Below are 22,123 nucleotides of genomic sequence, written 5' to 3'. Positions count from 1 at the left end.
TTTAGAAGCTTATTTCTTTTTGGTCTTCTTTGTGCCCTTGGCTGGCTTTGCGTCCTTGGTCGGGGCTTCTTCCTTCACTGGCGCTTTCGCTTCACTGCGCTGTTTTAAACGCACATAAAGAGGGAAGTGATCGGCCACCCCGATCATGCGGTCGTAGTCCCAGCGCAATGGGTATTTGCCTTTTTTCAGGTGAACATCCTCATAGCGGATCACATCAATCGTGCCGGGTTCCATTTTATAGCTGCCAGCTCCGTCAGCTAGCAAAGCTTTGGAATAGATGTGTGCATCCAGGAAAGACCAGGACTTGCGATAATTGTGCGTGCCCGGGCACTCTTTACAACCCACGAAGTGAGAAACAGCACCGACAGGAGAGAACGTGTTCGCGAAGATCTTTTCCTTTTCTTCCTCATCGTGCGTGATGTTCAAGTCACCGCCAGCGATGACCATGGCATTGGGTCCCTTGTCTTTGATCAACTGGGCGACGAACTCAGCCGCCTGTTGACGCCAGTAGGTCGGATTGGCCTGGGATGGGAAGTGGGCCGTGAAGAAAGTGATGGGATCTCCGTTTGGAGCCTTCAAAGTCACTTCCAAAACGCCACGGGATGCTTCCATCCATTTTTTGTCTTCGTCGTTTTTAGGCTTCCAAGGGATTTTGTGCAGAACCGGTTTACCCACTACTGGCAGACGGGACATCAAGCCCACATCGATACCACGTTTGTCCGGGCCTTCGATCAGAACCACGGTGTTGTAGTTGGCTTTTTGCAGATATTTTTTGTTCCAGATATTCAGAACGTTTTCATTCTCAACCTCGATCAACATTAAAACATCCGGGCCGTTGCCATCCACGCCCAGGACAACTTTTGAAAGATTCTGCAGCTTTTTATCAAGCTGAGTCTCGCTCCAGTCCGTGGAAAGACACTCAGACAGGCGATAGCCACTGTCGTTATTGTCTTTGCAGGCCTGGCGAATGACCGGGTCTTGTTTGGCTGACAATGGCATGTACGTATAGTCATTGCGATCAGCATCATGAGTCGTGTCGAACAAGTTTTCCACGTTAAACGACATCACAGCGATCTCATCAGCGGCCTTCGGAGGAAGGCTAAACTGGGCCTTCTTGAAGGTGACGGCACAGCCGACAAGCAGGGACAAAATAAGGGCAAGGGTCAGGTTCTTAAGCAGCAGTAAATTTTTCATGCCTCAGTTGTAAGGGAAGGGGGAGGTGGACTCAAGTTGAAAGAGTTTTAGGAATTCGTTGAGACTCACGCCGTCTAAATTTTGCCACTTGTGTAACATGGTGCGATATGGCATATTTCACCCGAATTTTGTCACTGAGGAGCTTTCATGCTGAAAAAGGCCCTGGCCCTATCCCTTGTTTTCTCTTGTTTTGGATCCGTCGCTTTTGCTCAAGAGCGTGAAGAAAGCATGGTGATGTCGGTTGGTGACTCTCTTCGCAGAAACTGGAACTTCACTTTGTTCTCGGTTGTTTCCCAAGCCAACATGAAGCCGGGTAAAACACAGACCGATGGTCGCTCTCAAGAATCCTACACTTATATCAGTGCCAACTATAAAATTAACGCTGACCAAAAGCTTTCTGTGCGTGTTCCTTTCTTGTTCAATACCGCCGGTCAGAATGCCTACGGTGATCAGGTGAAACAAGATGCGGAGCTTTCTGATATTCATATAGCTTACGCCAACTATGACCTGGGTTATATCGGTGATGTGGACCTGGCAGGAAATGCGAAATTGTATCTTCCAACCAGCAAGTACGCGGAAAACTCCGGTATGATCGCCAAGCTTCGCTTGGAAATGTTTTTTGATTATTCCATCGGACGCTTCTCTTACATCTCTTACGGTATCAAACCGGATTTCTTCTGGCAGAGTCGTACTGCCAGCTTCAACAACGACATCCCTCAGTTCCCGGACGGCAACTATGTGACGGACCCTCGTCAGACCAACAAACAGGCCTCCTTGGAACAGTATCTGGAAGTGGCCGCAGATATTAACAAATACTTCTCTTTCAAACCACGTATCGGTTTGGAAGAAGACTGGTACCATTCTTCCGCAGTTGAGCAATTGGAAGCTCGTCATGTGACTAAGGCTTTCTATCAGGTGGCCTTTGCGATCCGTCCGCCAATGCGTGGTTTGAACTTCCTGGTGGGAGCGACAAACACGACGATCCTGAATTCTTATCGTGGTAAAGATATCGCCTTCGGTCAGCCAGAGAACACTCAGTACTTCCTGATGACCAACGCTTTCTTGTTCTAATTTAGATTTTAAATTCGTGAGATTCCCCTGTGAGCGGGTTGGTAAACGCCAGCTCGCAGGCCTCAAGCTCGATCCGCTCTTCTTCCCACAGCTTTTCGGCACCATAGGCAAAATCACCGACAATGGGATGACCTTCAGCACCCAGTTGCGCGCGAATCTGATGGGTGCGCCCGGTGTGTAACTTAATTTTTGCCAGGCCTTGGTTGTTTTCAAGTTTTGAAAACTCAAGAATCTCAAGAAGACATTCCTGCCATTTCGGTTGAGCTTCTTTGCTGACCACCTTCGGTGCACGCGGCGAAGGCTCCATAAAGTGTCGAAGCAGTCCGGTGGACAGGTCTTGCCCCTGAACGCGGGCGCGATAGACCTTGCGCATTTCACGCTGGATCAGCAGCTGATTGAACTCGGTTTGGAACTCTGCCGTCTTTGCATAGACGATGAGCCCCCGGGTTGGCACATCCAGGCGGTGAGTGACGTAGATGTTTTGTTGTAAAGTCTGTTGCAAATACGACTGCAGATTTTCGTGCAGGTTATCAACGCTGGCGTGAACCGGAAGGCCTGAGGTTTTATTCACCACAAGAAAGTGTTCGTTCTGAAAAACGAGACGCGACAGCCACTGTCCATCGTTGGCGGGGAAGCGGCGGGGTTTCGTATGGACTCTAATATAGTCGCCAGATGAAACCGAGGAATTCTCCGTAACTCGCTGATGATTATGATAGATGGCGCCCAGTTGAAGCAGAAATTGGATTTGTTCACGATCAAGTTCCAGATTGCTTAATAATACATCACAAAGCCCACCAGACTGAGGGCTTAAAATATGTCTGACTCCGTATTCAAAACCTCTGGCACTCTGCATACTTAAATCTTCTTGTGAGAAAGACACATAGCACGGTGTGGTAATGGTGTTCAAGTGGGACTGTTTAATTCATAGTAAGGACCTCAGGAGAATGCAGTTTGGAGTTTGCTAACGAGCCAATATTTCAATGGATGTCTCAGTTCGCCTATCAGCCGGGCATGGTTTACGCCGGACTGATTGCGATGATGGCATTATCTGCCGTTGGTTTCCCGCTGCCTGAAGAAGTGACGCTGATCAGTGTCGGTATCCTGGCCTTCATGGGGGCGCATCCCGCGCATTTCCCGCCGCCTTACGAGGGGGCTCCGGTTGTTAACGTTCACACCGCTTCGATTATTGCTTTCACGGCCGTGGTCGCCAGTGACACTTTAATTTACTTTATAGGACGGATTTTCGGTCGAAAGCTGCTGTATCATCCGCGCGTTCATAAGTTCTTCCCTGAACACATGATGAAACGTGTGGAAGAGTGGACTCACAAATACGGTGCCTATGCCTGCGGTATTTTCCGCTTCACGCCGGGCCTTCGTTTCCCAGGTCATTTGGCTTGCGGGATGTTGCGATATCCCGTTTGGAAGTTCCTGGTGATCGACGGTATTGCGGCTTTGATCAGTGTGCCGACTCAGATCTACTTGCTGGCCCACTATGGTGAGCCTATCTTGAAATATCTTCGTCAATTCAAACTGGTGGTTTTTGGAATCATCGCGCTGTTGGTGATCTATTTCGTGATCAAGAAAATCCGCGAACGATGGATCGCCAAAGCCGCCAGCCGTTAGTACACTCCGGAAGTGCGCCCTCGTCGGTTGAACCTTGTTTAAATTAATGTGACAGCGTACTAGAAAAGCAAAAGCCCAGCTTGAAGCTGGGCTTTTTTGTTTTGTGAGAATTTGTTTGTCTTAGGCGGCTGTTTCTTCGTAAATGGCTTCTGGTGTGATTTCACAGCACAGGTGCAGACTGACAGGTTTAGAGTGGAACTGAGGCTCCACATCTTTCCAGAAGATCTTTTCATAGCCACTTTGCAGGGCGAAAATCTCTTCACGGATTTTGAACAGCAGGCCTGCCGGGGAGCCCAGCAGCCAATCCATTTGCACCAGATAGAAGGCCTCTTCCAGCTCCATCGGGTTCAGGGAACTGATGAAGTTTTTGGGAAGATTGTTCACCAGATGACAAGCGTTATGGGAATACTTCTGGAAGGCTTTTTCCATCGGATTCACAAATAAGTTCTCAACGCGACTGTCCGGAGTTTTTGGGCCGCTGAAAGGCTGTGAGAATTTTTTGAAGTTCCAGTACAGCAGGGCATCGTTCACGACATATTCCGCACGTGGCAGATAGTCGGTGATGGCATCAACTTTCACACCTTCATGAGAAGGATCTTCGACATGGGCGTTGTGATCCACCGCCACCAGGCTGCGCAGGTTGTACAGGAAGGAATACAGATACTGAAGTTTGTCGACGAAGGGTTTTGAGAAGTTCAAGCCGAAGTTGTACATCAGCGGCTGACCCATCTTGGTTTCAAACCACGAGAAACTGTCCAGCAACGGCCACAAGGCCGTCAAATCAACACCCCAGGGTTTCAAAGCAGTTTCAAAGTGCTCATTGAAGTGGCTTTCAAATTCGGCACAGATCTCGGGATTCACAACCGCGATGTGAGATTGCAAAGCGCGAACTCGTGGAGACGATCTGTCATATAGTTCCGTGTGAGGGTCCAAGGCCTTCCAGGCGTCCGTGGCGAAGTTGTAGTCCAAGTGAGGAGTGGCCACCGGGCTTTTGATGTAGTGGTTCAATTTGACAAGTGACAAACCCACCAGAGCGTCAGACATGTATTTAAACGGCTCAGAGGCTTTGAATTTCTCGTAAGTGGATTCCTGATTCCAGAATTGAACTTTCAGGGGCTTCCATGTCGCACCTTTTTCCATAGTCACGTCAAAACCCAGGCGTAATTTATGCTTCATACATACTCCTATACCGTTCATGTATCGGCGGAACTTCGCCCTTGTTCGAGTCTGGGATTTCACGATATAACCTGGACCTATGGTTGGATTTGGATATTGGGTGGATGCCCACGGACACCTGGCTGACTCACGCTGGGACGGTCAGGTTGATGAAGTGATCGAAAGTGCTCGCGCGCGCGGGATTGCCTTCTTTATGCAAGGGGGCGTGGGCCCCGAGGACTGGGCCCGGCAGATCGAGTTGAAAAAGAAGTATCCAAGTCACATCGGCCTTTGTTTTGGTCTGCATCCGTACTGGGTGGTGGATCATGACGAGGACGAATGCGAAGCCGCCCTGGATGCTTTGGCGGGGCTTTTGCCGCAGGCTAAGGGTTTGGGGGAGCTGGGGCTGGATTTCCGGCCTCATATTATGAAGGACTCTCGGGAGCGTCAGATCAGCGTATTTGAGCAGCAGTTGGAATTGGGTCACATGAGTGGCAAGCCTCTGGTGCTGCACCTGGTGCAGGCTCACGAGGAAAGCCTGCGAATTATGGACGTCTGGGGGCTTCCAAAACAAAAAGGCATGGTGCATTCTTTCAACGGCAGCTGGGGCAAGGCCCAGGAGTTCCTCAAACGCGGCCTGTTTCTGTCGGTTGGGGGCCCGGTGTGCCGCCCGGACAATCAAAAACTGCATCAGGCGGTGCGTGAAATGCCGCTGGAGCAGCTTTTAATTGAAAGCGACAGTCCGGATCAGGCACCACCTGCCTATAAAGGTGGCTTAAACCCTCCAGAAAGCATCTGGGAGGTGGCAAGAACTATAGGGGAGTTAAAATCCCTTGATCCTATGGAAATATTAGATATCACTACTGCAAACTTTCGAAGATTTGCACCGCCAATAGAGTGAGGGCGAAATATGGAAACGACACAAACTAACAACCTGCCTCAACCTCCAGAGACTGAATACGTGCTTCACCGCCGCTTCGACCGCATGGGTCGCTTGGTTGGTGATGAGGTGATGAAGCGTCTTTTCAACACTCACGTGATGGTGATTGGTTTGGGCGGCGTGGGTTCCTGGGCCGCGGAATCTTTGGCTCGTTCTGGCGTGGGCAAACTGACTGTCGTGGATTTTGATGAAATCTGCATCACCAACGCCAACCGCCAAATGCACGCTTTGCAAGGTTTGGTCGGTAAGAAAAAAGCCGAAGTCATGGGCGAGCGTCTGCGCAAGATCAATCCGCAAAACACCGTGAACGTGATTCCGGAATTCTACAACGAAGCCAATTCTGAAATGATGTTGTCCCATAAGCCGGACTACATCGTGGATGCGATCGACAATATCACGGCCAAAACTCACTTGCTGGCGACTTGCCGTGCGCGTGGTATCAAAGTTGTCACTACAGGCGGAACAGCGGCGAAAATGGATCCATTGCGCATTAAAAAAGCAGACTTGTCTGCAACACACGGGGACCCGATGGCGTCCCAAGTGCGCAAGATCCTTCGTCAGAAATATGATTTCCCGGAAAAGAATTTTGGCATTCCTTGCTTCTTCTCAGATGAAACTCCAATTCAGCCCGTCGAATTGAAATACGACAATGGTCAGGGGTTCAAATGCGTGTGCCCGAAAGGTCAAAACGATCTGCACAACTGTGACAGCCGTAATGTGATCTGGGGGACAGCAAGCTTTGTCACCGGCGCGTTCGGTCTGCACCTGGCATCCCACATCGTCCAGGAAATCCATGCTCAGGTATGGGGCGAGGCGGAGAAGAAATGATCGTCTTTGCTTGGTTTACTTTGATTGCATTAATTATTCTTTTCAGCTTCGTTTTTGTCGGAGCGACCTTCTGGCACTGGTACAAAGAAGGTAAAGCCAAAAGAAAAGCGGCAGCTGCTTCAGCTGCCGGCGCTTCTCACAGTTAGGTGCGACAACTTAATTGATCTACAAGACGCCGTTTTGGGCGCCGGGCAGGGGGTAAGACTCTGTCGGGCCATCCCCGGAAGAATCAAATGCCGTGACTTTCACGGTGTCCCCATTTTGCCAGGTGTAAGGGGCTGTGATTTCCTTCGTGGCGGTCAAAGAGTCGACCGTCCCAAGATTCATTAAAACACTGCCTCCACGATAAATCTCAAGGCGATATTGATATTGTTTCTTCTGAGTCAGACCAAGATGGGAAATTCTTGAGTTGAGCGAAGAAGAGTTGGCTCCCCCGACGTAAAGTACCACGAACTGTTTGGGGCCATCCGTGTAAAAATCGGCCCAGCTGTCGGCCGTTGGGAATGTTGTTGGTGAATATGTCAGGTGAATGAGTGCTGTGGAAGTGCTGCTTCCGCGAGTGCTGGCAATCAAAGAATTTGTTCCATAAGAGCTGGATTTCGGATTTACATTTAGGTCAAAACTGGTGCTCCAGGTTCCGCTTTCAGGGCAAAAGACGGTGCTTGAAGCCGTCAATCCAACTGCATAACCATCCAGAACAATCACGTCTCCAGGTTTACAGACACCGCTAACGGTCGCAGCGGTGGTGTTCTCATCATAAAGACCCACCAGATGGGTGTTGTTGGCTTTAAAAATCGCCGTGAAGCTGCTTTGCGAAGATCCAATGTTCGAATCACCCTCTGAGGCATTGGCCTCGGCAGGCTTTAGTTGGGCTTGCAATACGCACCCAGTGGTGAAGAGGGCGGGAATCAGACACAGCAGGACGTTCAGAGTTTTCATGAGGCCTCCAAATGTCTTTTCGGATCGAATGTGAGGCGACATGATAGAAAACAGGGGGATCGTAAAGAAAGTGTTCTTTTCTCGGATAGGATTGATTCGGATTGAGACATAGCAGACGTCAAGGTGAAGAAACTTCTAATTCAAAGACTTCGAGTTTCACAATCGCGACAAGGAAACTTTACAGTAATTGAGTGAATCTCTGATAACCCCTCCATTTCTGTAAAGTTTTTGTAAAAAAATATACTCTCAGGACCTTGATGCGTTCGACATCATCCCGATAAGTAAGCCATCTTACTATCGGGGGCCTACTTTGAAAAAGCCAATACCTACTCTGAACGAGAGCCCATTTGGGTTCCATGAGTTCTTCTTTTCCACCACGAACAATCGAGGAGTCATCCGCTTTGGCAATGACGTCTTCACTCGGGTGAGTAATTATCCTAAAGAGCAGATGATCGGTGCTCCCCACAGTCTTATCAGGCATCCGGATATGCCTCGTTCGGTGTTTAAGCTTTTTTGGGACACCTTAAAAGCGGATCGACCGATCGGAGCTTATGTGAAGAATCTTGCAGGCGACGGAAGCTATTATTGGGTTTACGCTTTTGCATTTCCGATTGAGGATGGATATTTGTCCATTCGCTTCAAACCTTCCTCTGCCATCTTTCAAGAGGTTCAAAAAATCTATGGAGAAATCCGTGAGTTTGAAAAGGGTTCCGATGACCTGGAGGCTGGCGAAAAACTTTTGGTGGAATCAATCCAGAAGCGAGGGTTTAAAAACTATGAAGAGTTCATGGTGAAGGCCGCATTGACTGAGCTCAATGCACGAGCTGCCCAAGTTCAGGAACAGCGCCAGGAAGGGGCGGCGGGACGTGAAAATGCGCAGTTCACGCAAATTGCAGATGTGACCAATTCGACGCTGACCCGGTTGAACGATGTTTTTGCCAAGGTCGGTGGTTTTCAGAGTTCCAATGATGTCCTGCTTGCCACCATTGATTCCTTGGATCGAGAGTTTCAGAATTTGAAATTTATTTCCGTGAATATGACTATTGCCGCCGCCAAGTTTGGCAATGTGGCCTCCAGTCTGGGGGTTGTCTCTAAAGAGTTCTCAACACTGTCCGGTCAAATTGAAAACAACCTGAGCGGACTGAACACTTTTGTCGGGAATCTGGCTGCGGTCATTCAAAAATGCTCTTTGCAGGCTTCGGCGTTGAATGTGCAAATGCTCATGGTGGACTTCTTTGTTAAAGAATCCCTGACCAAACTGCATCAATCAGAAGATGCTTTTGCCGAAATGACAGCCAATCAGAAGGACTTCTCAGGTCTGTTCCGAGACTATTCGGCAAACCTGCGCAGGGAAGTGGCTTCTTTGTCCAAGTATCTGTCCGATTTTGAATTGGCGATGGGTGAGGTGACAAAGTTTATCACGGGGCTAGAGGTGATTCGTCAAATCGGAGCTGTTGAATCGGCCCGCGTGGACGAGGTGAAACAGGCCTTTATGCACTATCTTCAGCAGATGGACCGTTTTATTCAGTTGCTCCGCTCGGCCACATCCACCATCAAGAAAGAGTCGGGTTTGTTACAAGCCAACTCTCAGGTGATTCATGCAGCCATTGGTTCTGTGGGGGGCAACGTGGATGCTATCTTTGGTCTGGCGTCAGGAGTCAAAGCTGCGGCCTGAAGCGGCAGCATTCCCTATTTGACGGCAACCTCACAGTCTGAGACGTTTAGATGTGGAGGTGGTCTGTGAAGATCAAGATTCCGTATCAGGATAAAGTCACGTTGGGTTATTCCCTGGCGAGGTCCGCAGGCTTTGCTGTTCAGCAGTTGTCCTTGCCCTTTTTTGAGTTTGTCACCACGGGACGCCGCAAATCCCATCATGCATTGGAGCCTCAGAAGATGAGGGCGGCCTATGCCGAACTTTTTAAACTGCTAAAAAGAGACAGCGAGAATATTGCAAAGGGGTGTTATCCCGTTGAAGTGCTAAAGCCTGAAAAAGTGGCCCAGCATTTCCTGCGATATCCGCGCATTATCTATGACGGTTATGCGATCTCCAAACGTCGTTCGGAGAAGGATGCGCGGGATTTCAGCGAAGAGGCTGAAAATTTCCTGAAAGACCTGCCGGAATACTATCAGCGCAATTTCCATTTTCAAACGGGTGGATATCTGACACGTCAGTCGGCGGAGCTTTATGAGCATCAGGTGGAAATACTTTTTTCCGGTGCGGCCGATGCTATGCGCCGCCTGATCATTCCTTTGGTAAAAGAAGCTCTGCCAGGTGATGGGTCGGGCTTGCACTTCCTGGAGGTCGGAGCGGGCACCGGACGACTGACCCGATTTATGAAGCTGGCCTATCCCAAGGCTAAAATCACGGTTTTGGATCTGAGTTATCCCTACTTAAAAAAGGCCCAGGACAATTTGCATGAGTTTGACCGCCTGGATTTTGTGCAAGGGGCGGCGGAAGATTTACCGTTCCAGGATGCGAAGTTTGATTTTGTCTATTCCTGTTTTTTGTTTCATGAACTGCCGCATGAAATTCGTCGTCAGGTGATCGGCGAAGGGTTCCGGGTGTTAAAGCCGGGCGGTTGTTACGGGCTGGTGGACTCGTTGCAGAAAGAGGACACCAAGGATTTGGAATGGGCACTGGAACAATTCCCCGTGGACTTTCACGAGCCTTTTTACAAGAACTACACCATGAATCCCATGGAGGGCTTGTTGGCAGCTCAGGGGTTCACTGATATTCGCCGTGATCAGGGCTTTTTCGCCAAAGCTCTGCTGGCCAGACGCGGGTTATAAAATATTGGAAGTACAGGACTTTCGGGCACAGCTTGGTTCTTTTGCAAAAAGCAATCTGTGCTTGAGTTTTCGATCTTTTCTGGTAGTTTCCTTGGCTCTTGATGAAAGCTAGAAATCTTTAATCGGGGACCGATGTCCTCCTTGAAGCTTTTCAGCTTTTATTAATAACAAGGAGAAATCATGGGTCCAATTACTCAGTTTATCGATCATCACTACCGTCATTTCAATGCGGCTGCTTTGAAAGATGCGGCTAAAGGCTACAAACTTCACATGGAAAACGGTGGCCAGATGCTTGTGACATTGGCAGGTGCTATGTCCACGGCAGAACTGGGTCTTTCTTTGGCTGAAATGATCCGTCAAGGTAAAGTTCACGCGATCTCCTGCACAGGGGCAAACCTTGAAGAAGACGTATTCAACCTGGTTGCTCATGATCACTATGTGCGCATCCCCAACTATCGTGATTTGACTCCTCAAGATGAACAAAAACTTCTTGAGAAGCATTTGAATCGTGTCACTGACACGTGCATCCCAGAAGAAGAAGCTATCCGTCGTATCGAGAACGTGGTTCTTGAGTACTGGCAGGATGCGGATTCCAAAGGTGAATCTTACTTCCCGCACGAGTTCATGTACAAAATCCTTCTTTCTGGCAAATTGAACCAGTACTACCAGATTGATCCTAAAAATTCCTGGCTGTTGGCTGCTGCTGAAAAGAATCTTCCTATGGTTGTTCCAGGCTGGGAAGATTCCACTTTGGGTAACATCTTTGCTGGTCACTGCATCAAGGGTGATATCAAGAAATCAACAACCGTTAAGGGTGGTATCGAGTACATGAAGACTTGGGCAGAATGGTACATGGGGGCTTCCAAAAAAGCTCCAGTGGGCTTCTTCCAAATCGGCGGTGGTATTGCGGGTGACTTCCCGATCTGCGTTGTGCCAATGCTTGAGCAGGATTTGGGCCATGAAGATGTTCCTTTGTGGAGCTACTTCTGTCAGATCTCTGATTCCACAACTTCTTATGGTTCCTACTCTGGGGCGATTCCAAATGAGAAAATCACTTGGGGTAAATTGGCTCCAACGACTCCAAGCTATATCGTTGAATCCGATGCGACTATCTGTGCGCCTCTGATCTTCGGTTACGTTTTGGGTTGGTAAACGTTAGAAAATAGAAATTGGATATCTAGGTATTAGATTTCTGTGAAAGGGTCCCAGTTTGGGGCCCTTTTTCTTTTTGGAGCGCGGCGTGTTTTCTTAGGGCTTGCCTTTCATTTGCGAAAAAGAAAGCATAGTTCCCATGAAAATCGAAGAACTTTGCATCTATCCCATCAAGTCCGCCCGTGCTCAGAAGCTCAATCAGATGACTATCACTCATGAAGGGCCGCTCGGGGATCGCCAGTGGATGCTGGTGGATGAAGCCGGTAAATTTGTAACACAAAGAACACTGCCGAAGCTTGCGACGGTGGAGGTGTTTTACGATGATGCGGCTTTGACGGTCGGTTTTCAGAAAATGTTCTTTAAGATTTCCACCAAGAACTCGTTTCAGCGTCAGGTGAAGGTGCAGATCTGGAACGATACGGTTGATGCGGCATTAGAACCAGATCTGTATTCTCAGGCGCTGTCCCAGTATTTGGGGGCGAACCTGCGTCTGGTCCGCTATGCTCCATTTTCACAGCGTCGTGTGCTTTCCCATTCTATGGACTGGAAACCTGAAGTGCGTTTTGCCGATGCGCGACCGGTTCATTTGATCAATCTGAAAAGCCTTGAAGACCTGAATTCCCGTTTGGCAGAGCCAGTGGGTGTGGATCGTTTCCGTGGCAATCTTATCTATTCTGGAGAAGTGCCTTTCGAGGAAGAACAGTGGAAGAAGATCCGTGTGGGTGAAGTGGTGTTTTCTCAACCCAAGCGCTGCAGCCGCTGCACGATCACAACCATTGATCAGTCGACAGGGGATCGAACCGGGGCCGAGCCGCTGAAAACCCTTTCGGGCTATCGCCGTGATGGCAAGGATGTTTTCTTTGGGACTTTGTGGATCCCGGAAAATACCGGGGTTGTTCGGAAAGGTGACGCGGTCGAGGTTCTGGAGTAGAACTCAGAACTGACAGTTCTTGCCTCATGATTAGTTCTTAAGCACTCAATTCCACATTAAGGCCTTAAATCCCGGGCGCGATCCCTGCAAGACAGAGGATCATGTCGAAATTTATTGGTTTCATCCTATTTTTTATCCTTGCCGTGAGCTCTTGGGTTCAGGCGGCTTCGCCGGAAAAGGCGGGGCTGCACCTGTCCTTTGAAGAGCGCTTGGTTTTAAGTTATGCGCTTTTGTCTCAGAATGAGACGCCCGAAACGAAAGAGGCGATTCTGAAGCGGGCCATGACCTACATTGAATCCACCTATAAGTTGCCCGTTAAAACCGTCGAAGTGCGCAACTTCAATGAGTTCCTGAGTCTTTATAAAGGTTCCTGGCCTAACACCCACAGTCTGGCGTTGGATGTGGAGTCCATCGAGACCCGTGGTCCCCGGGCCGTGTCCGTGTTCACGGCAAAATCCCCTCGTGTACAGCAGCAAATTGATTCCTATCTGGAATGGAAACAGGCCGAATTGTTGAAAATGATGGATGGAGATTTAAAATCTCTGACCCCTGATCAGATTCTGGAGCAGGCCAAAGGGGTCCTGTCCAGTTCTTCAGGTCGCCTGCAGATGGCCCGCACTTTGTTGCAGGTCAGTGAGGATATGCTCAACACCAAGATGGCGGAACTGGATCATGTGGGTGAAAAGATCGCTCAGTCCAATCTCGCAGCCCAGCAGGATGCAACCATGAAGATCTTCCTGCAGACCATGTTCACAGAATACTTCGCACGTCTTAGTCCGGCTTCAAAGAAGTTGATTGTGTCCTCTTATCTGGGCGGGGACCTGCATCTTTCTGAAATGAAGAAGTTTGAATTGATGGTGCAAAACAGCGGACCGCAGTTGCAAAAACTGCTGCAGGTCGTGGCACGCCAGGCGGATCTGGGACCCGAAATGCTGGAAGTCTTTAAGGGTCTGGAAAATTCCGTGCGTCCGGTCCCTTGGGAGCAGGTTGAAAGCATTTTAAAAAGAAAGAACAACAAATTTGCTTTCACTTACTTTGAAAGAAAGCCTCTGGGTGTGGGCACGATGGCGCAGGTTCATCGGGCCAAGCTGATGATCGATGGCGAACGCCATGATGTGGTGGTGCGCTTTATCAAGCCCGGTATCGAAGCCCGCGTCGAGGAAGACAAACGTATTCTGCAAGAGGTGGCGCAGATTCTGGATGCCAATGAGGAATTCCGTAAAACAGGAGCCCCGAAGCTTAGCCCTGTGGTTCAGGATATCACAGACACGGTGGTGGCCGAGCTGAACCAGGCCGATACCGTGCTTCGCCAAAAGCTGGCGGCCAGTCGCTATAAAAAAGCGGCTTTCCTGAAGTCAGCTCAATACAAGAACGAACTTTATTTCCATGTGCCCAAAATTTATGACGGCCCCAAGGATTCAGACTTGATGGTGCAGGAAATGGTCATCGGCAAAAAACTGGATAAAGAAATTGCCCCCTATAAAGAGATGGCACCGGACATGAAAAAGTTGATTGTCGAGGAAATGGCGCGCATCTGGTCCAAAGAGGTTATGTTTGGTGGCGGATTCTATCACTCGGACCTGCATCAGGGTAATTTCATGATTCAGGTGACAGAGCCCAAGATCGTGGTCAATATTCTGGATTATGGAATGGGTGGAGTGATTTCAAAGGAAATGCAACGGCAGGTGATGTTGTTAGGGGCTGGCACTGAGCTTCTCAATGAAGAACTGATGGTCCGGGCCTTTTGGAAGTTAAGCGACAAAAGCAAGAACACGATCACCGAATCCTATTTCCATCAGTTGATCGCAGCCAAAATGCACAACATTCGCATTGGCTATGAAGAGCCGTTAAGTATGGAAAAGTGGACCGCCTTTGCCATGGATTTGGGTCTGCGTCTGCCCTATGAATTTGTCAGTCTGAACCGGGGCTTGGTGATTGTGAACAAGCTGCTGGCGGATGCCGGAAGCACTTTGACTGTAAGTCAAATGATGAAAGACCTGGCAAAGCAGCATCCGGTGGTCGTTTACCGTGCACTGGTGCTTGAAGAAAAAATGTCCCATCGGGATCTTGTAAAATTGGGTTGGACTGAAGTGAAAAACACCTTGGGCTTTAAGGTGCCGGAGGCAACCGTCAAAGCCAGTGCGATTCGCTGCGAGATGGTGTTTAATTAGAAATGCCACTCGACAGGCACAAATTAAGTCTTTGAAATCGTCTTCAAATTTGTTTGTTGTTGGATAAACCTCCTGATCAAAATGATGTTGAATCAGGAGGGGATCTTATGACAGCCACTGCGGCCCAAACAACGGGTGTTGCCAATTCTGAAAAAAGCAAAATTTGGAAAGTGATCGGGGCCTCCAGCGCCGGGACTCTGATTGAATGGTACGACTTTTATATTTTCGGAAGCCTCGCCACAATCATCTCCTCTCAATTTTTTCCTAAGGGTCATGAAACGGTGGCGCTGCTGAGTACGTTGGCCACTTTTGCCACAGGATTTATAGTTCGTCCTTTTGGGGCGCTGGTGTTTGGACGTGTCGGGGATGTGGTGGGGCGCAAGTATGCCTTTATGGTGACGTTGCTGATCATGGGGTTGGCGACAACGGCCATCGGGTTGCTTCCGGGCTATGAAAGTATCGGAATCCTGGCACCTATTTTGTTGTTGCTGCTGAGGCTTTTGCAGGGGTTGGCGCTAGGGGGTGAATATGGGGGAGCTGCGACTTATGTGGCAGAGCACAGTCCCGACGGGAAGCGGGGATATTATACCAGCTATATTCAAACGACGGCCACCTTGGGTCTTTTTGTTTCCTTAGGGGTGATTCTGGCGACACGATTAAGTCTTGGCGAAGAAACTTTCAGCAACTGGGGATGGCGCATTCCATTTTTATTGTCCGTGGTCTTGGTCCTGGTGTCTTATTTGATTCGAAGAAAGATGGAGGAATCCCCGGTCTTTAAACAAATGAAAGCCGAAGGGAAGGGATCATCCAGTCCTTTGCGTGACAGCTTTCTGCATCCGGAAAATCGCCGTCTGGTGATTCTGGCACTGTTTGGTGCGACCGCAGGCCAGGGGGTGGTGTGGTACACGGGGCAGTTCTATGCGCTTTATTATTTGCAAACTGTTCTGAAAGTGGATTTTGTCGTCGCCAACCAGATCATCGCCGTGGCGCTGTTGTTTGCGACTCCATTTTTTGTGGTGTTTGGAGCTTTGTCCGATCGAATCGGACGCAAAAGAATCATGATGGCGGGCTGCTTGATAGCGGCTCTTTGTTATTATCCGATCTATAAGGCAATGGAGGCGTATTCAGGCTGGAATCCGGCAGAGCCCTTGGCGGCCGCCGTGAATCCGAATGTGGTGATGTTGACAGTGCTGGTGTTTATCCAGGTGATCTTTGTGACCATGGTGTATGGCCCTATTGCAGCGTTTCTGGTAGAGCTGTTCCCAACCCAGATTCGATACACTTCGATGTCGTTACCATACCACATTGGGAACGGAGTTTTTGGCGGCTTGGTGCCTTTTATTGGGACAGCCATTGTTGCTGCGACAGGGAATCATTTTGCCGGTTTGATCTATCCGATAGGGGTGGCCTTGATGACTTTTGTGATTGGAAGCCTCTATATTCGAGAAGATCGCAATGTGCGCTGGCATTAGTATCGGAATGAGAAGTAGACGCATGCATCACTGCGTTCCCTTTCTGTGTTAAAGGGTGAACATACTTCGAAAAGTCTCAGACTGAAACTAAACATGATTAGGATATAGCCGATAAGTTCATCATGCCAATGTGCAGATGGGGACTAAAGAAACTTTCGTCAGTTTTAGGGAATTTTATTTCCCTGTCCGCATTTGTTTTATTCCTGTCAGCGTGTTCCGAGCGCGACATCAAAATGGCCTTCTTGAACGGCACAACCAAAGGCAATCAAGGTGACTTTGTCATCGACACCGGCAGCGGTGGTGGAAGTGAGTTGTCCTCGGAAGGTGTGGGCCCTGTGGAGCTTAACATCACCTGCGACAAAGCCATCGACAAGATCGAGGTGGAAAATCCGCAGACCCGAGAATGGCGTGATGTCACAGAGCTGGCTTCCGGGACCGTGTTTGATTGTGCCACCAGCGGACAGGCAAAGTTGCAGCTGCCGTTGGAGCACGTGGCTCCTTATCAGGCACCATCCAAGCCTGGCGATATGGCTCAGGACTTTCAGATTCGCTGGCACGTCAAGGACCTGTTGGGTGAAGTGCAGGTGTTCTATCGCACTTTAACTTTGAAGTTCAAAGCACCGGAACTTTTGCTTGAACAAGCTGCAGACATTAATAGTGCCGCAGTGGGTGGTGGTTCCTATATGATCTCTGGAAGCTGTGCGGAATCCGGAGGGGTGGTGGTGATCACAGGTCCTTTCAGTGGATCACCGATTTCGGGCAACTGTGATGACAGCAAAAATTTTTCATTAGCGACACAGTACACGGGCGGTACCAGAACAGATGCGACCATCCGCGTGACACACTCTAAAGCCGGGGCTTATCGGTCCTATTCAGAAGTGGAAAAGGTCGTCAAAGTCGATGTTGTTGAACCTACGGTGACAATGGAATCTGTCACGTCAGATCCGGCCAATTCAGTCATTGCGATCAAAGTGACGTTCAGTGAGCCGGTTCGTGATTTTAAGGCTTCTGATGTTATACTTTCCAGTGGTCAGGTCAGCGGATTTGGTGGCAGTGGGAACGTGTACACGTTCTCGGTCAGTCCTGCGAATCAGGGGCTCTTTACTGCGACTATTGAACAAGGCTCCATCTTTGATTTGGCGGGAAACCCCAATTCAAGTGAGGCCAATGTGACCCGCACCTTCGACAGTGTCAGACCGGCAGTGACGTTGGCGTCCGCGGCTCCCAACAACACCAGTTCGAATATTCCGGTGATTGTGACTTTCAGTGAATCGGTCACTGGCTTTACGGCCTCAGACGTCGTTGTGTCCAGCGGGACTGTGACAGGTTTCTCAGGAAGTGGAAAGAGCTACAGCTTTTCAGTGACTCCCACCAATCAAGGTGTCTTTTCTGTTTCAATTGCTGAGGGTGTGGCCGCCGACGTGGCTGGCAATACCAATACGGCTGCCACGACATTGACACGAAACTTTGATAGCGTCCAGCCGACGCTGACCTTGGCCTCGACCACCTCAGCTTCAACGAACACTTCGCCGATTCCGGTGACCGTCACATTTAGTGAGTCCGTCAGTAATTTTACCGCATCAGATGTGGGCGTTACAAACGGAACGATCAGCGGTTTCACAGGCAGCGGGGCGAACTACAGTTTCTCCGTGACACCATCCGCTCAAGGGGTGGTGACCGTGTCTGTGGCTGCAGATGTCGCGACCGACGTGGCGGGCAATGGAAATGCTGCGGCCAGCTCGCTGACCAGAACATTTGATAGCGTTAAGCCGACAGTTTCGTTGACCTCAACGGCGCCCAGTCTGACAAATATCGCATCAATCCCGGTGACAGTCACCTTCAGTGAACCAGTCACAGGGTTTACCGCCGCAGATGTGACGGTCCTGGGGGGTACAGTCGGGACGGTGAGTGGCTCGGGCACAACTTACAACTTCACAGTGACGGCTTCGGCTGTAGGCAGTGTGGTTATCGACCTTCCTGCCGGGGGAGTCACAGATGCGGCAGGTAACACCAATGTTGCGGCCAGCACTTTGTCTCGCGTTTTCGACAACGTCAAGCCGACGGCGACGATCACCTCCACGGCGCCCGCAACGACCAATGCGGCGATTCCAGTGACGGTGACTTTCAGTGAAAGTGTCACTGATTTCACCTCTGCCGAAGTTGTGGTTACCAACGGTGTTGTTTCAAGCTTTAGCGGTACTGGAACGACTTACACGATGACGGTGACGCCGTCAGCTCAAGGTGCTGTGAGTGTGGCGGTCGGAGCATCCGTGGCCTTCGATGCGGCTGGAAACCCAAATACAGCAGCCACCACGCTGAATCGCACCTATGATTCCGTCGCACCGACCGTGACGTTGGCGACAGCCGCAGCCGCCAGTACGAACGCGGCGTTTTCAGTGACGGCCACCTTTAGTAAAAGTGTGACGGGCTTTGTTGCGGCGGATGTCAGTGTGACTAACGCAAGTGTAAGTGGTTTCTCGGGTTCGGGGACGACGTACTCTTTCACGGTGACTCCGACGGCCCAGGGTACGGTGTCAGTTTCTGTTGCGGCCTCTGTGGCAGTGGACTCTGTCGGGAATGGAAATGCGGCGTCTTCTTCCTTAACGCGAACCTATGACTCGGTCAAACCGACAGTGACGATGACGTCATCGGCCCCTTCGACAACCAACACAGCCATTCCGGTGACAGTGAGTTTTAGCGAAGCGGTTACCGGCTTTGCTTCTTCTGATGTCACGTTATCCAGTGGGACGATCTCTGGCTTCAGTGGAAGTGGTGCAAGCTATTCCTTCACCGTCACACCTTCTGTGCAGGGGATTGCAACCATCGGTATTGCAGCGGGCGTTGCACAAGATGCGGCCGGCAATACCAACTCGGCCGCGACGTCTTTGACACGCACGTATGATACGGTTCCACCAGTTCTTTCTTCGGTCAGTTTATCCTCGACAACTTATTTGAATCGTACGGCGGCCATTAATTTTTCAACTGAGGCCGGTGCTGTGGTTGAAGCGCGCATAGAAAATGCTGGAAACAGTGCTTTGGTCATGGATTGGCAGCAGGTGACGTCCGGCTTCTATCACAATACAACCACGAGTCCTGGAGCTGAGTATCGGTATGTGTTGCGGGCCCGTGATGTCGCTGGCAACGTCAGTGCGGATACGATAAAAACGATGTTCGCCTTTAGCTGTCCGAATGAATTTGTATACATTCATAATCCGAATGTTGCAGGTGTGGCGCCTTTCTGCGTGGGGCAGTTTGAAGCCAAAATGGTCGGAGGCGTGCCTCGCTTTATTGCAAGCTATACACCCAGTTCACTGAGTATGATGGATGCGACGGCAGCCTGTACGGGGATGGGAGACGGCTTTGATCTAATCTCTAACACCGAGTGGAATGCGATTGCGGATTTGATCGCACGTCAGGCGACGAATTGGACTTCAGGAACCGCGGGAACCGGAGTTTTACATCGTGGTGATACTCAGTCAGCGACGCCGACGGCGGCGAATGTGGCGGACTCCTGTGCTCCCAACACCTCGTCACTTTGTACCAGCAATGGACTTCGTCGCTTGCATTATCTACCATATAATATGGCTATCTGGGATTTCGCCGGGAACGCGGCCGAAGTGATTAAAGATGCCGACTCTGTGGTTTATGCGGATGCAAGTTATCTGTATCCTTCGACGTCAACGGCTTACGCTTTGGATACAAAATACGGGACGACTTTGAGTTGTTCGGCTTCGGGCAGCCCGGACTATTGCGGATTTGGTAAAATCGACTTCACAAACACCAATGGGGGAATCAGCACGATTTGGCGCGGTGGTGCTGCTTATGATGGAAATACTGCCGGAGTCTTTGCGGCAAAAAGAGCCACCAACGCCGCAGGCACTTTGAGCAACGGCGGATTCCGCTGCGTTTATCGTCCTTAGACGATTAAGAATCGTTTGCTTAAAATGTGGAATCTCCACGTCAGAAGAACAGAAGCCAGGATCAAACCCATCAACAAGCCAATCCAGATGCCGACCGGCCCCACACCCAGGTGGAAAGCCAGCAGATAACCTGCGGGAAGTCCGATCACCCAATAGGCAAAGAACGCGATAATACTGGGCCACTGGGTGTCACTCATACCCCGCAAGGCACCAATCGCGACAGCTTGAACGCCATCAAAAATCTGGAAGATTGCGACCACGACAAAGAACTTTGCCGCCCAGGCGATCACATCCACATCCTTGACGTAGAATGTTGGGAACCATTCACGCAGGAAGAAAAAGCCCAGCGCACAAAGGCCCATGTAAGCTGCTCCCATTTTGATAGCGGTGAATCCGGCAAAGCGGGCGGAAGAATAATCCCCTCGGCCCAACTCATAGCCGACTCGAATGCTGCCCGCGATCCCGATCCCAAGGGTGATCAGGAAGCTGGTGCTGGCCAGGCTGATGGTGATTTGATGCGCGGCCAGTGGAGTTGCGCCAAACCAGCCCATCATCACGGCTGCTGAAGAAAAGGCCCCGACCTCAAAAATGTAGGTCATGCCGTTGGGGATACCCAAGCGAATGATATTTTTTAGAAGGTGATGGTCAAAGCGATGAGTCCAGCGCTCGGTCAGATACTTTTTAAAATGCGGATGGGCGTGAACGTAGAACACCATCATCAGTGCCATCACAGTGCGCGCAAAAAGCGTGGCATAAGCCGCGCCATTCAGGCCCAGCTTGGGAAAGCCATAGTAGCCATTGATCAACACATAGTTGCCGGCGATGTTGAAAAAGACACCAAACATCATCACGAACATGGCGACTTTGGTTTTTCCAATGCCATCCGTGAACTGCTTATAAGACTGATACAGCAAACTGGGGAAGACGGACCAGATGGTGATCTCAAAGAAAGCTGACCCCATCTCTAAAACTTCTGGTGTCTGGCCGAACAATTTCAGATTCGGCAGAAGTGCATAAAGAGCGGCAATCATCACCGCACTTAAGCCCGCGGCCACGATCACACTATGCCGCAGCAGAACCCCGCCATACGGATAATTTTCCTGCCCTTGCATGCGTGCAAACAACGCCGTCACCGGTGCCAGCATACCAATTCCAAAAAGCAGAAAAACGATAAAAACACTGCCCGCAAAGGCAGAGGCCCCCAGGGCAATAGATCCCAAAGCGCCCACCATGATGGTGTCGGCCAAAGTGATCAGGTTCTGGCCGACCTGACCAATAACGATAGGACCTGAAAGTTTGGCTAAAAGCTTACTTTCGTGAACAAGTTTAGACTGAGACAACTTCTGAAATCTCCGGGAAAAGTTCCTTCATGCGTGTTTCGATGCCCTCTTTCAGGGTGATCGTGGAACTTGGGCAGCCGGAGCAAGCGCCTTTCATATGAATGTAAAGCACGCTGTTTTCATACTTATGGAAAACGATATCGCCGCCATCCAAAGCCACAACCGGGCGGATTTCGCGATTCAAAACAGACTTGATGTTGCGAACCATCGGGCTGTCGTTTTCATCGTCCTCTTCAGTCTGGATGAAGGAAACCACCACGGGCTCATCACGATCCAGATGTTCCTGAATCAGGCCGCTTAAAGGATGAGCCAAAAGCTCCCACTCCACCCAGTCCTGCTTGGTCACCGTGATGAAGTCAGGCCCCACGTAAACGGAGCTGGTCCAGGGAAAGCCAAAGATCTTGGCCGCCAGTGGAGATCGGTCAGCCTCTTGCACCGTCGGGCAGTCAAAGCCCTCGTCCGTGACCTTACGGTGAAGCAGGAACTTCATCGTGGCTGGGTTCGGGGTGGATTCAAAACTGACCTGGCTTTTTACGTGTGCACTCATAGGGACCTCTCAAGGGACAAGGAACATTATACCACAGGGGGTTTTCTGCC

General features: G+C 50.1%; 18 protein-coding genes. 12 read left to right on the top strand and 6 right to left on the bottom strand.

The genetic code is table 11. From position 1 onward, the window contains the following. Nucleotides 1-9 precede the first annotated feature (9 nt). A complete protein-coding gene (locus ACZ5ZZ_RS10450; RefSeq protein ID WP_464117159.1) occupies nt 10-1,194 on the bottom strand; it encodes an endonuclease/exonuclease/phosphatase family protein in 1,185 nt (394 codons plus the stop codon). Nucleotides 1,195-1,341: 147 nt separating this feature from the next. Between ACZ5ZZ_RS10450 and ACZ5ZZ_RS10445 the strand changes: the two genes are divergently transcribed. Then, entirely contained in the window at nt 1,342-2,265 is a 924-nt protein-coding gene (locus ACZ5ZZ_RS10445) for a hypothetical protein (RefSeq protein WP_464117158.1), read from the top strand. 1 nt (nt 2,266) lies between these two features. Here the strand turns inward: ACZ5ZZ_RS10445 and ACZ5ZZ_RS10440 are convergent, their stop codons facing one another. Next, nucleotides 2,267-3,118: an RluA family pseudouridine synthase gene (locus ACZ5ZZ_RS10440; protein ID WP_464139258.1), complete on the bottom strand. Its 852-nt coding sequence runs from the start codon at nt 3,116-3,118 to the stop codon at nt 2,267-2,269. Nucleotides 3,119-3,249: 131 nt separating this feature from the next. Between ACZ5ZZ_RS10440 and ACZ5ZZ_RS10435 the strand changes: the two genes are divergently transcribed. Next, nucleotides 3,250-3,888: a DedA family protein gene (locus tag ACZ5ZZ_RS10435; RefSeq protein WP_464139256.1), complete on the top strand. Its 639-nt coding sequence runs from the start codon at nt 3,250-3,252 to the stop codon at nt 3,886-3,888. A gap of 120 nt (nt 3,889-4,008) precedes the next feature. Here the strand turns inward: ACZ5ZZ_RS10435 and ACZ5ZZ_RS10430 are convergent, their stop codons facing one another. Beyond that, nucleotides 4,009-5,064: a hypothetical protein gene (locus ACZ5ZZ_RS10430; protein WP_347357493.1), complete on the bottom strand. Its 1,056-nt coding sequence runs from the start codon at nt 5,062-5,064 to the stop codon at nt 4,009-4,011. A 79-nt stretch (nt 5,065-5,143) separates the two neighbouring features. On the opposite strand from ACZ5ZZ_RS10430, the gene ACZ5ZZ_RS10425 reads away from it, so the two are divergent. Genes ACZ5ZZ_RS10425 through ACZ5ZZ_RS10415 form a run of 3 tightly spaced genes read left to right on the top strand, consistent with a single transcriptional unit; the run spans nt 5,144 to nt 6,957 of the window. Continuing rightward, complete coding sequence (locus tag ACZ5ZZ_RS10425) at nt 5,144-5,944, top strand: TatD family hydrolase (RefSeq protein ID WP_464139254.1); 801 nt, start codon at nt 5,144-5,146, stop codon at nt 5,942-5,944. Between the two features lie 9 nt (nt 5,945-5,953). Beyond that, a complete protein-coding gene (locus tag ACZ5ZZ_RS10420) occupies nt 5,954-6,811 on the top strand; it encodes a tRNA threonylcarbamoyladenosine dehydratase (RefSeq protein WP_347357495.1) in 858 nt (285 codons plus the stop codon). Continuing rightward, nucleotides 6,808-6,957 carry a hypothetical protein gene (locus ACZ5ZZ_RS10415; RefSeq protein WP_347357496.1) on the top strand — a complete coding sequence of 50 codons (150 nt, stop codon included), beginning with the start codon at nt 6,808-6,810 and terminating at the stop codon, nt 6,955-6,957. The genes ACZ5ZZ_RS10420 and ACZ5ZZ_RS10415 overlap by 4 nt, the downstream gene beginning before the upstream one ends. Before the next feature lie 19 nt (nt 6,958-6,976). On the opposite strand, the gene ACZ5ZZ_RS10410 is transcribed toward ACZ5ZZ_RS10415, so the two are convergent. Further along, on the bottom strand, nt 6,977-7,750 hold the full coding sequence (locus tag ACZ5ZZ_RS10410) for a hypothetical protein (protein ID WP_464130992.1): 774 nt from the start codon (nt 7,748-7,750) through the stop codon (nt 6,977-6,979). Between the two features lie 310 nt (nt 7,751-8,060). Between ACZ5ZZ_RS10410 and ACZ5ZZ_RS10405 the strand changes: the two genes are divergently transcribed. The 7 genes from ACZ5ZZ_RS10405 (at nt 8,061) to ACZ5ZZ_RS10375 (ending at nt 20,186) form a co-directional block, all read left to right on the top strand. Beyond that, nucleotides 8,061-9,425 carry a PAS domain-containing protein gene (locus ACZ5ZZ_RS10405; protein WP_464139252.1) on the top strand — a complete coding sequence of 455 codons (1,365 nt, stop codon included), beginning with the start codon at nt 8,061-8,063 and terminating at the stop codon, nt 9,423-9,425. A gap of 65 nt (nt 9,426-9,490) precedes the next feature. Beyond that, the gene (locus ACZ5ZZ_RS10400) at nt 9,491-10,540 is read left to right on the top strand and encodes a class I SAM-dependent methyltransferase (RefSeq protein ID WP_464117146.1); all 1,050 of its coding nucleotides are present in this window, start codon (nt 9,491-9,493) and stop codon (nt 10,538-10,540) included. 180 nt (nt 10,541-10,720) lie between these two features. After that, the gene (locus ACZ5ZZ_RS10395) at nt 10,721-11,692 is read left to right on the top strand and encodes a deoxyhypusine synthase family protein (protein WP_464117145.1); all 972 of its coding nucleotides are present in this window, start codon (nt 10,721-10,723) and stop codon (nt 11,690-11,692) included. A 139-nt stretch (nt 11,693-11,831) separates the two neighbouring features. After that, nucleotides 11,832-12,623 (top strand): MOSC domain-containing protein, encoded by a 792-nt coding sequence (locus ACZ5ZZ_RS10390; RefSeq protein WP_464130989.1) that lies wholly within the window; start codon nt 11,832-11,834, stop codon nt 12,621-12,623. A 101-nt stretch (nt 12,624-12,724) separates the two neighbouring features. After that, entirely contained in the window at nt 12,725-14,794 is a 2,070-nt protein-coding gene (locus tag ACZ5ZZ_RS10385; protein ID WP_464139250.1) for an AarF/ABC1/UbiB kinase family protein, read from the top strand. Between the two features lie 107 nt (nt 14,795-14,901). Next, nucleotides 14,902-16,266, top strand: coding sequence for an MFS transporter (locus ACZ5ZZ_RS10380; protein WP_464117142.1), 1,365 nt, complete (start codon nt 14,902-14,904; stop codon nt 16,264-16,266). Between the two features lie 122 nt (nt 16,267-16,388). Next, nucleotides 16,389-20,186, top strand: a complete 3,798-nt coding sequence (locus tag ACZ5ZZ_RS10375) for an Ig-like domain-containing protein (RefSeq protein ID WP_464139248.1) — start codon at nt 16,389-16,391, stop codon at nt 20,184-20,186. Here ACZ5ZZ_RS10375 and ACZ5ZZ_RS10370 read toward each other — a convergent pair. Both ACZ5ZZ_RS10370 and ACZ5ZZ_RS10365 read right to left on the bottom strand, forming a co-directional pair. Next, complete coding sequence (locus ACZ5ZZ_RS10370) at nt 20,183-21,526, bottom strand: MATE family efflux transporter (protein WP_464130981.1); 1,344 nt, start codon at nt 21,524-21,526, stop codon at nt 20,183-20,185. The two genes, ACZ5ZZ_RS10375 and ACZ5ZZ_RS10370, sit on opposite strands and share 4 nt — an antisense overlap. Beyond that, complete coding sequence (locus ACZ5ZZ_RS10365; RefSeq protein ID WP_464130979.1) at nt 21,513-22,073, bottom strand: NifU family protein; 561 nt, start codon at nt 22,071-22,073, stop codon at nt 21,513-21,515. Before ACZ5ZZ_RS10365 ends, ACZ5ZZ_RS10370 begins: the two co-directional genes overlap by 14 nt. Nucleotides 22,074-22,123 lie beyond the last annotated feature (50 nt).

The sequence above is a fragment of the Bdellovibrio sp. HM001 genome (assembly GCF_055397275.1).
Note: the sequence above shows the minus strand (reverse complement) of the source record. Positions and strands in the feature narration are given on the sequence as shown.

Bases quoted from the DNA above. Each gene is read 5' to 3' on its own strand.
- ACZ5ZZ_RS10450 (WP_464117159.1), bottom strand. From the start codon at position 1,194: ATGAAAAATTTACTGCTGCTTAAGAACCTGACCCTTGCCCTTATTTTG.
- ACZ5ZZ_RS10445 (WP_464117158.1), top strand. From the start codon at position 1,342: ATGCTGAAAAAGGCCCTGGCCCTATCCCTTGTTTTCTCTTGTTTTGGA.
- ACZ5ZZ_RS10440 (WP_464139258.1), bottom strand. From the start codon at position 3,118: ATGCAGAGTGCCAGAGGTTTTGAATACGGAGTCAGACATATTTTAAGC.
- ACZ5ZZ_RS10435 (WP_464139256.1), top strand. From the start codon at position 3,250: ATGTCTCAGTTCGCCTATCAGCCGGGCATGGTTTACGCCGGACTGATT.
- ACZ5ZZ_RS10430 (WP_347357493.1), bottom strand. From the start codon at position 5,064: ATGAAGCATAAATTACGCCTGGGTTTTGACGTGACTATGGAAAAAGGT.
- ACZ5ZZ_RS10425 (WP_464139254.1), top strand. From the start codon at position 5,144: ATGGTTGGATTTGGATATTGGGTGGATGCCCACGGACACCTGGCTGAC.
- ACZ5ZZ_RS10420 (WP_347357495.1), top strand. From the start codon at position 5,954: ATGGAAACGACACAAACTAACAACCTGCCTCAACCTCCAGAGACTGAA.
- ACZ5ZZ_RS10415 (WP_347357496.1), top strand. From the start codon at position 6,808: ATGATCGTCTTTGCTTGGTTTACTTTGATTGCATTAATTATTCTTTTC.
- ACZ5ZZ_RS10410 (WP_464130992.1), bottom strand. From the start codon at position 7,750: ATGAAAACTCTGAACGTCCTGCTGTGTCTGATTCCCGCCCTCTTCACC.
- ACZ5ZZ_RS10395 (WP_464117145.1), top strand. From the start codon at position 10,721: ATGGGTCCAATTACTCAGTTTATCGATCATCACTACCGTCATTTCAAT.
- ACZ5ZZ_RS10390 (WP_464130989.1), top strand. From the start codon at position 11,832: ATGAAAATCGAAGAACTTTGCATCTATCCCATCAAGTCCGCCCGTGCT.
- ACZ5ZZ_RS10385 (WP_464139250.1), top strand. From the start codon at position 12,725: ATGTCGAAATTTATTGGTTTCATCCTATTTTTTATCCTTGCCGTGAGC.
- ACZ5ZZ_RS10380 (WP_464117142.1), top strand. From the start codon at position 14,902: ATGACAGCCACTGCGGCCCAAACAACGGGTGTTGCCAATTCTGAAAAA.
- ACZ5ZZ_RS10375 (WP_464139248.1), top strand. From the start codon at position 16,389: ATGCCAATGTGCAGATGGGGACTAAAGAAACTTTCGTCAGTTTTAGGG.
- ACZ5ZZ_RS10365 (WP_464130979.1), bottom strand. From the start codon at position 22,073: ATGAGTGCACACGTAAAAAGCCAGGTCAGTTTTGAATCCACCCCGAAC.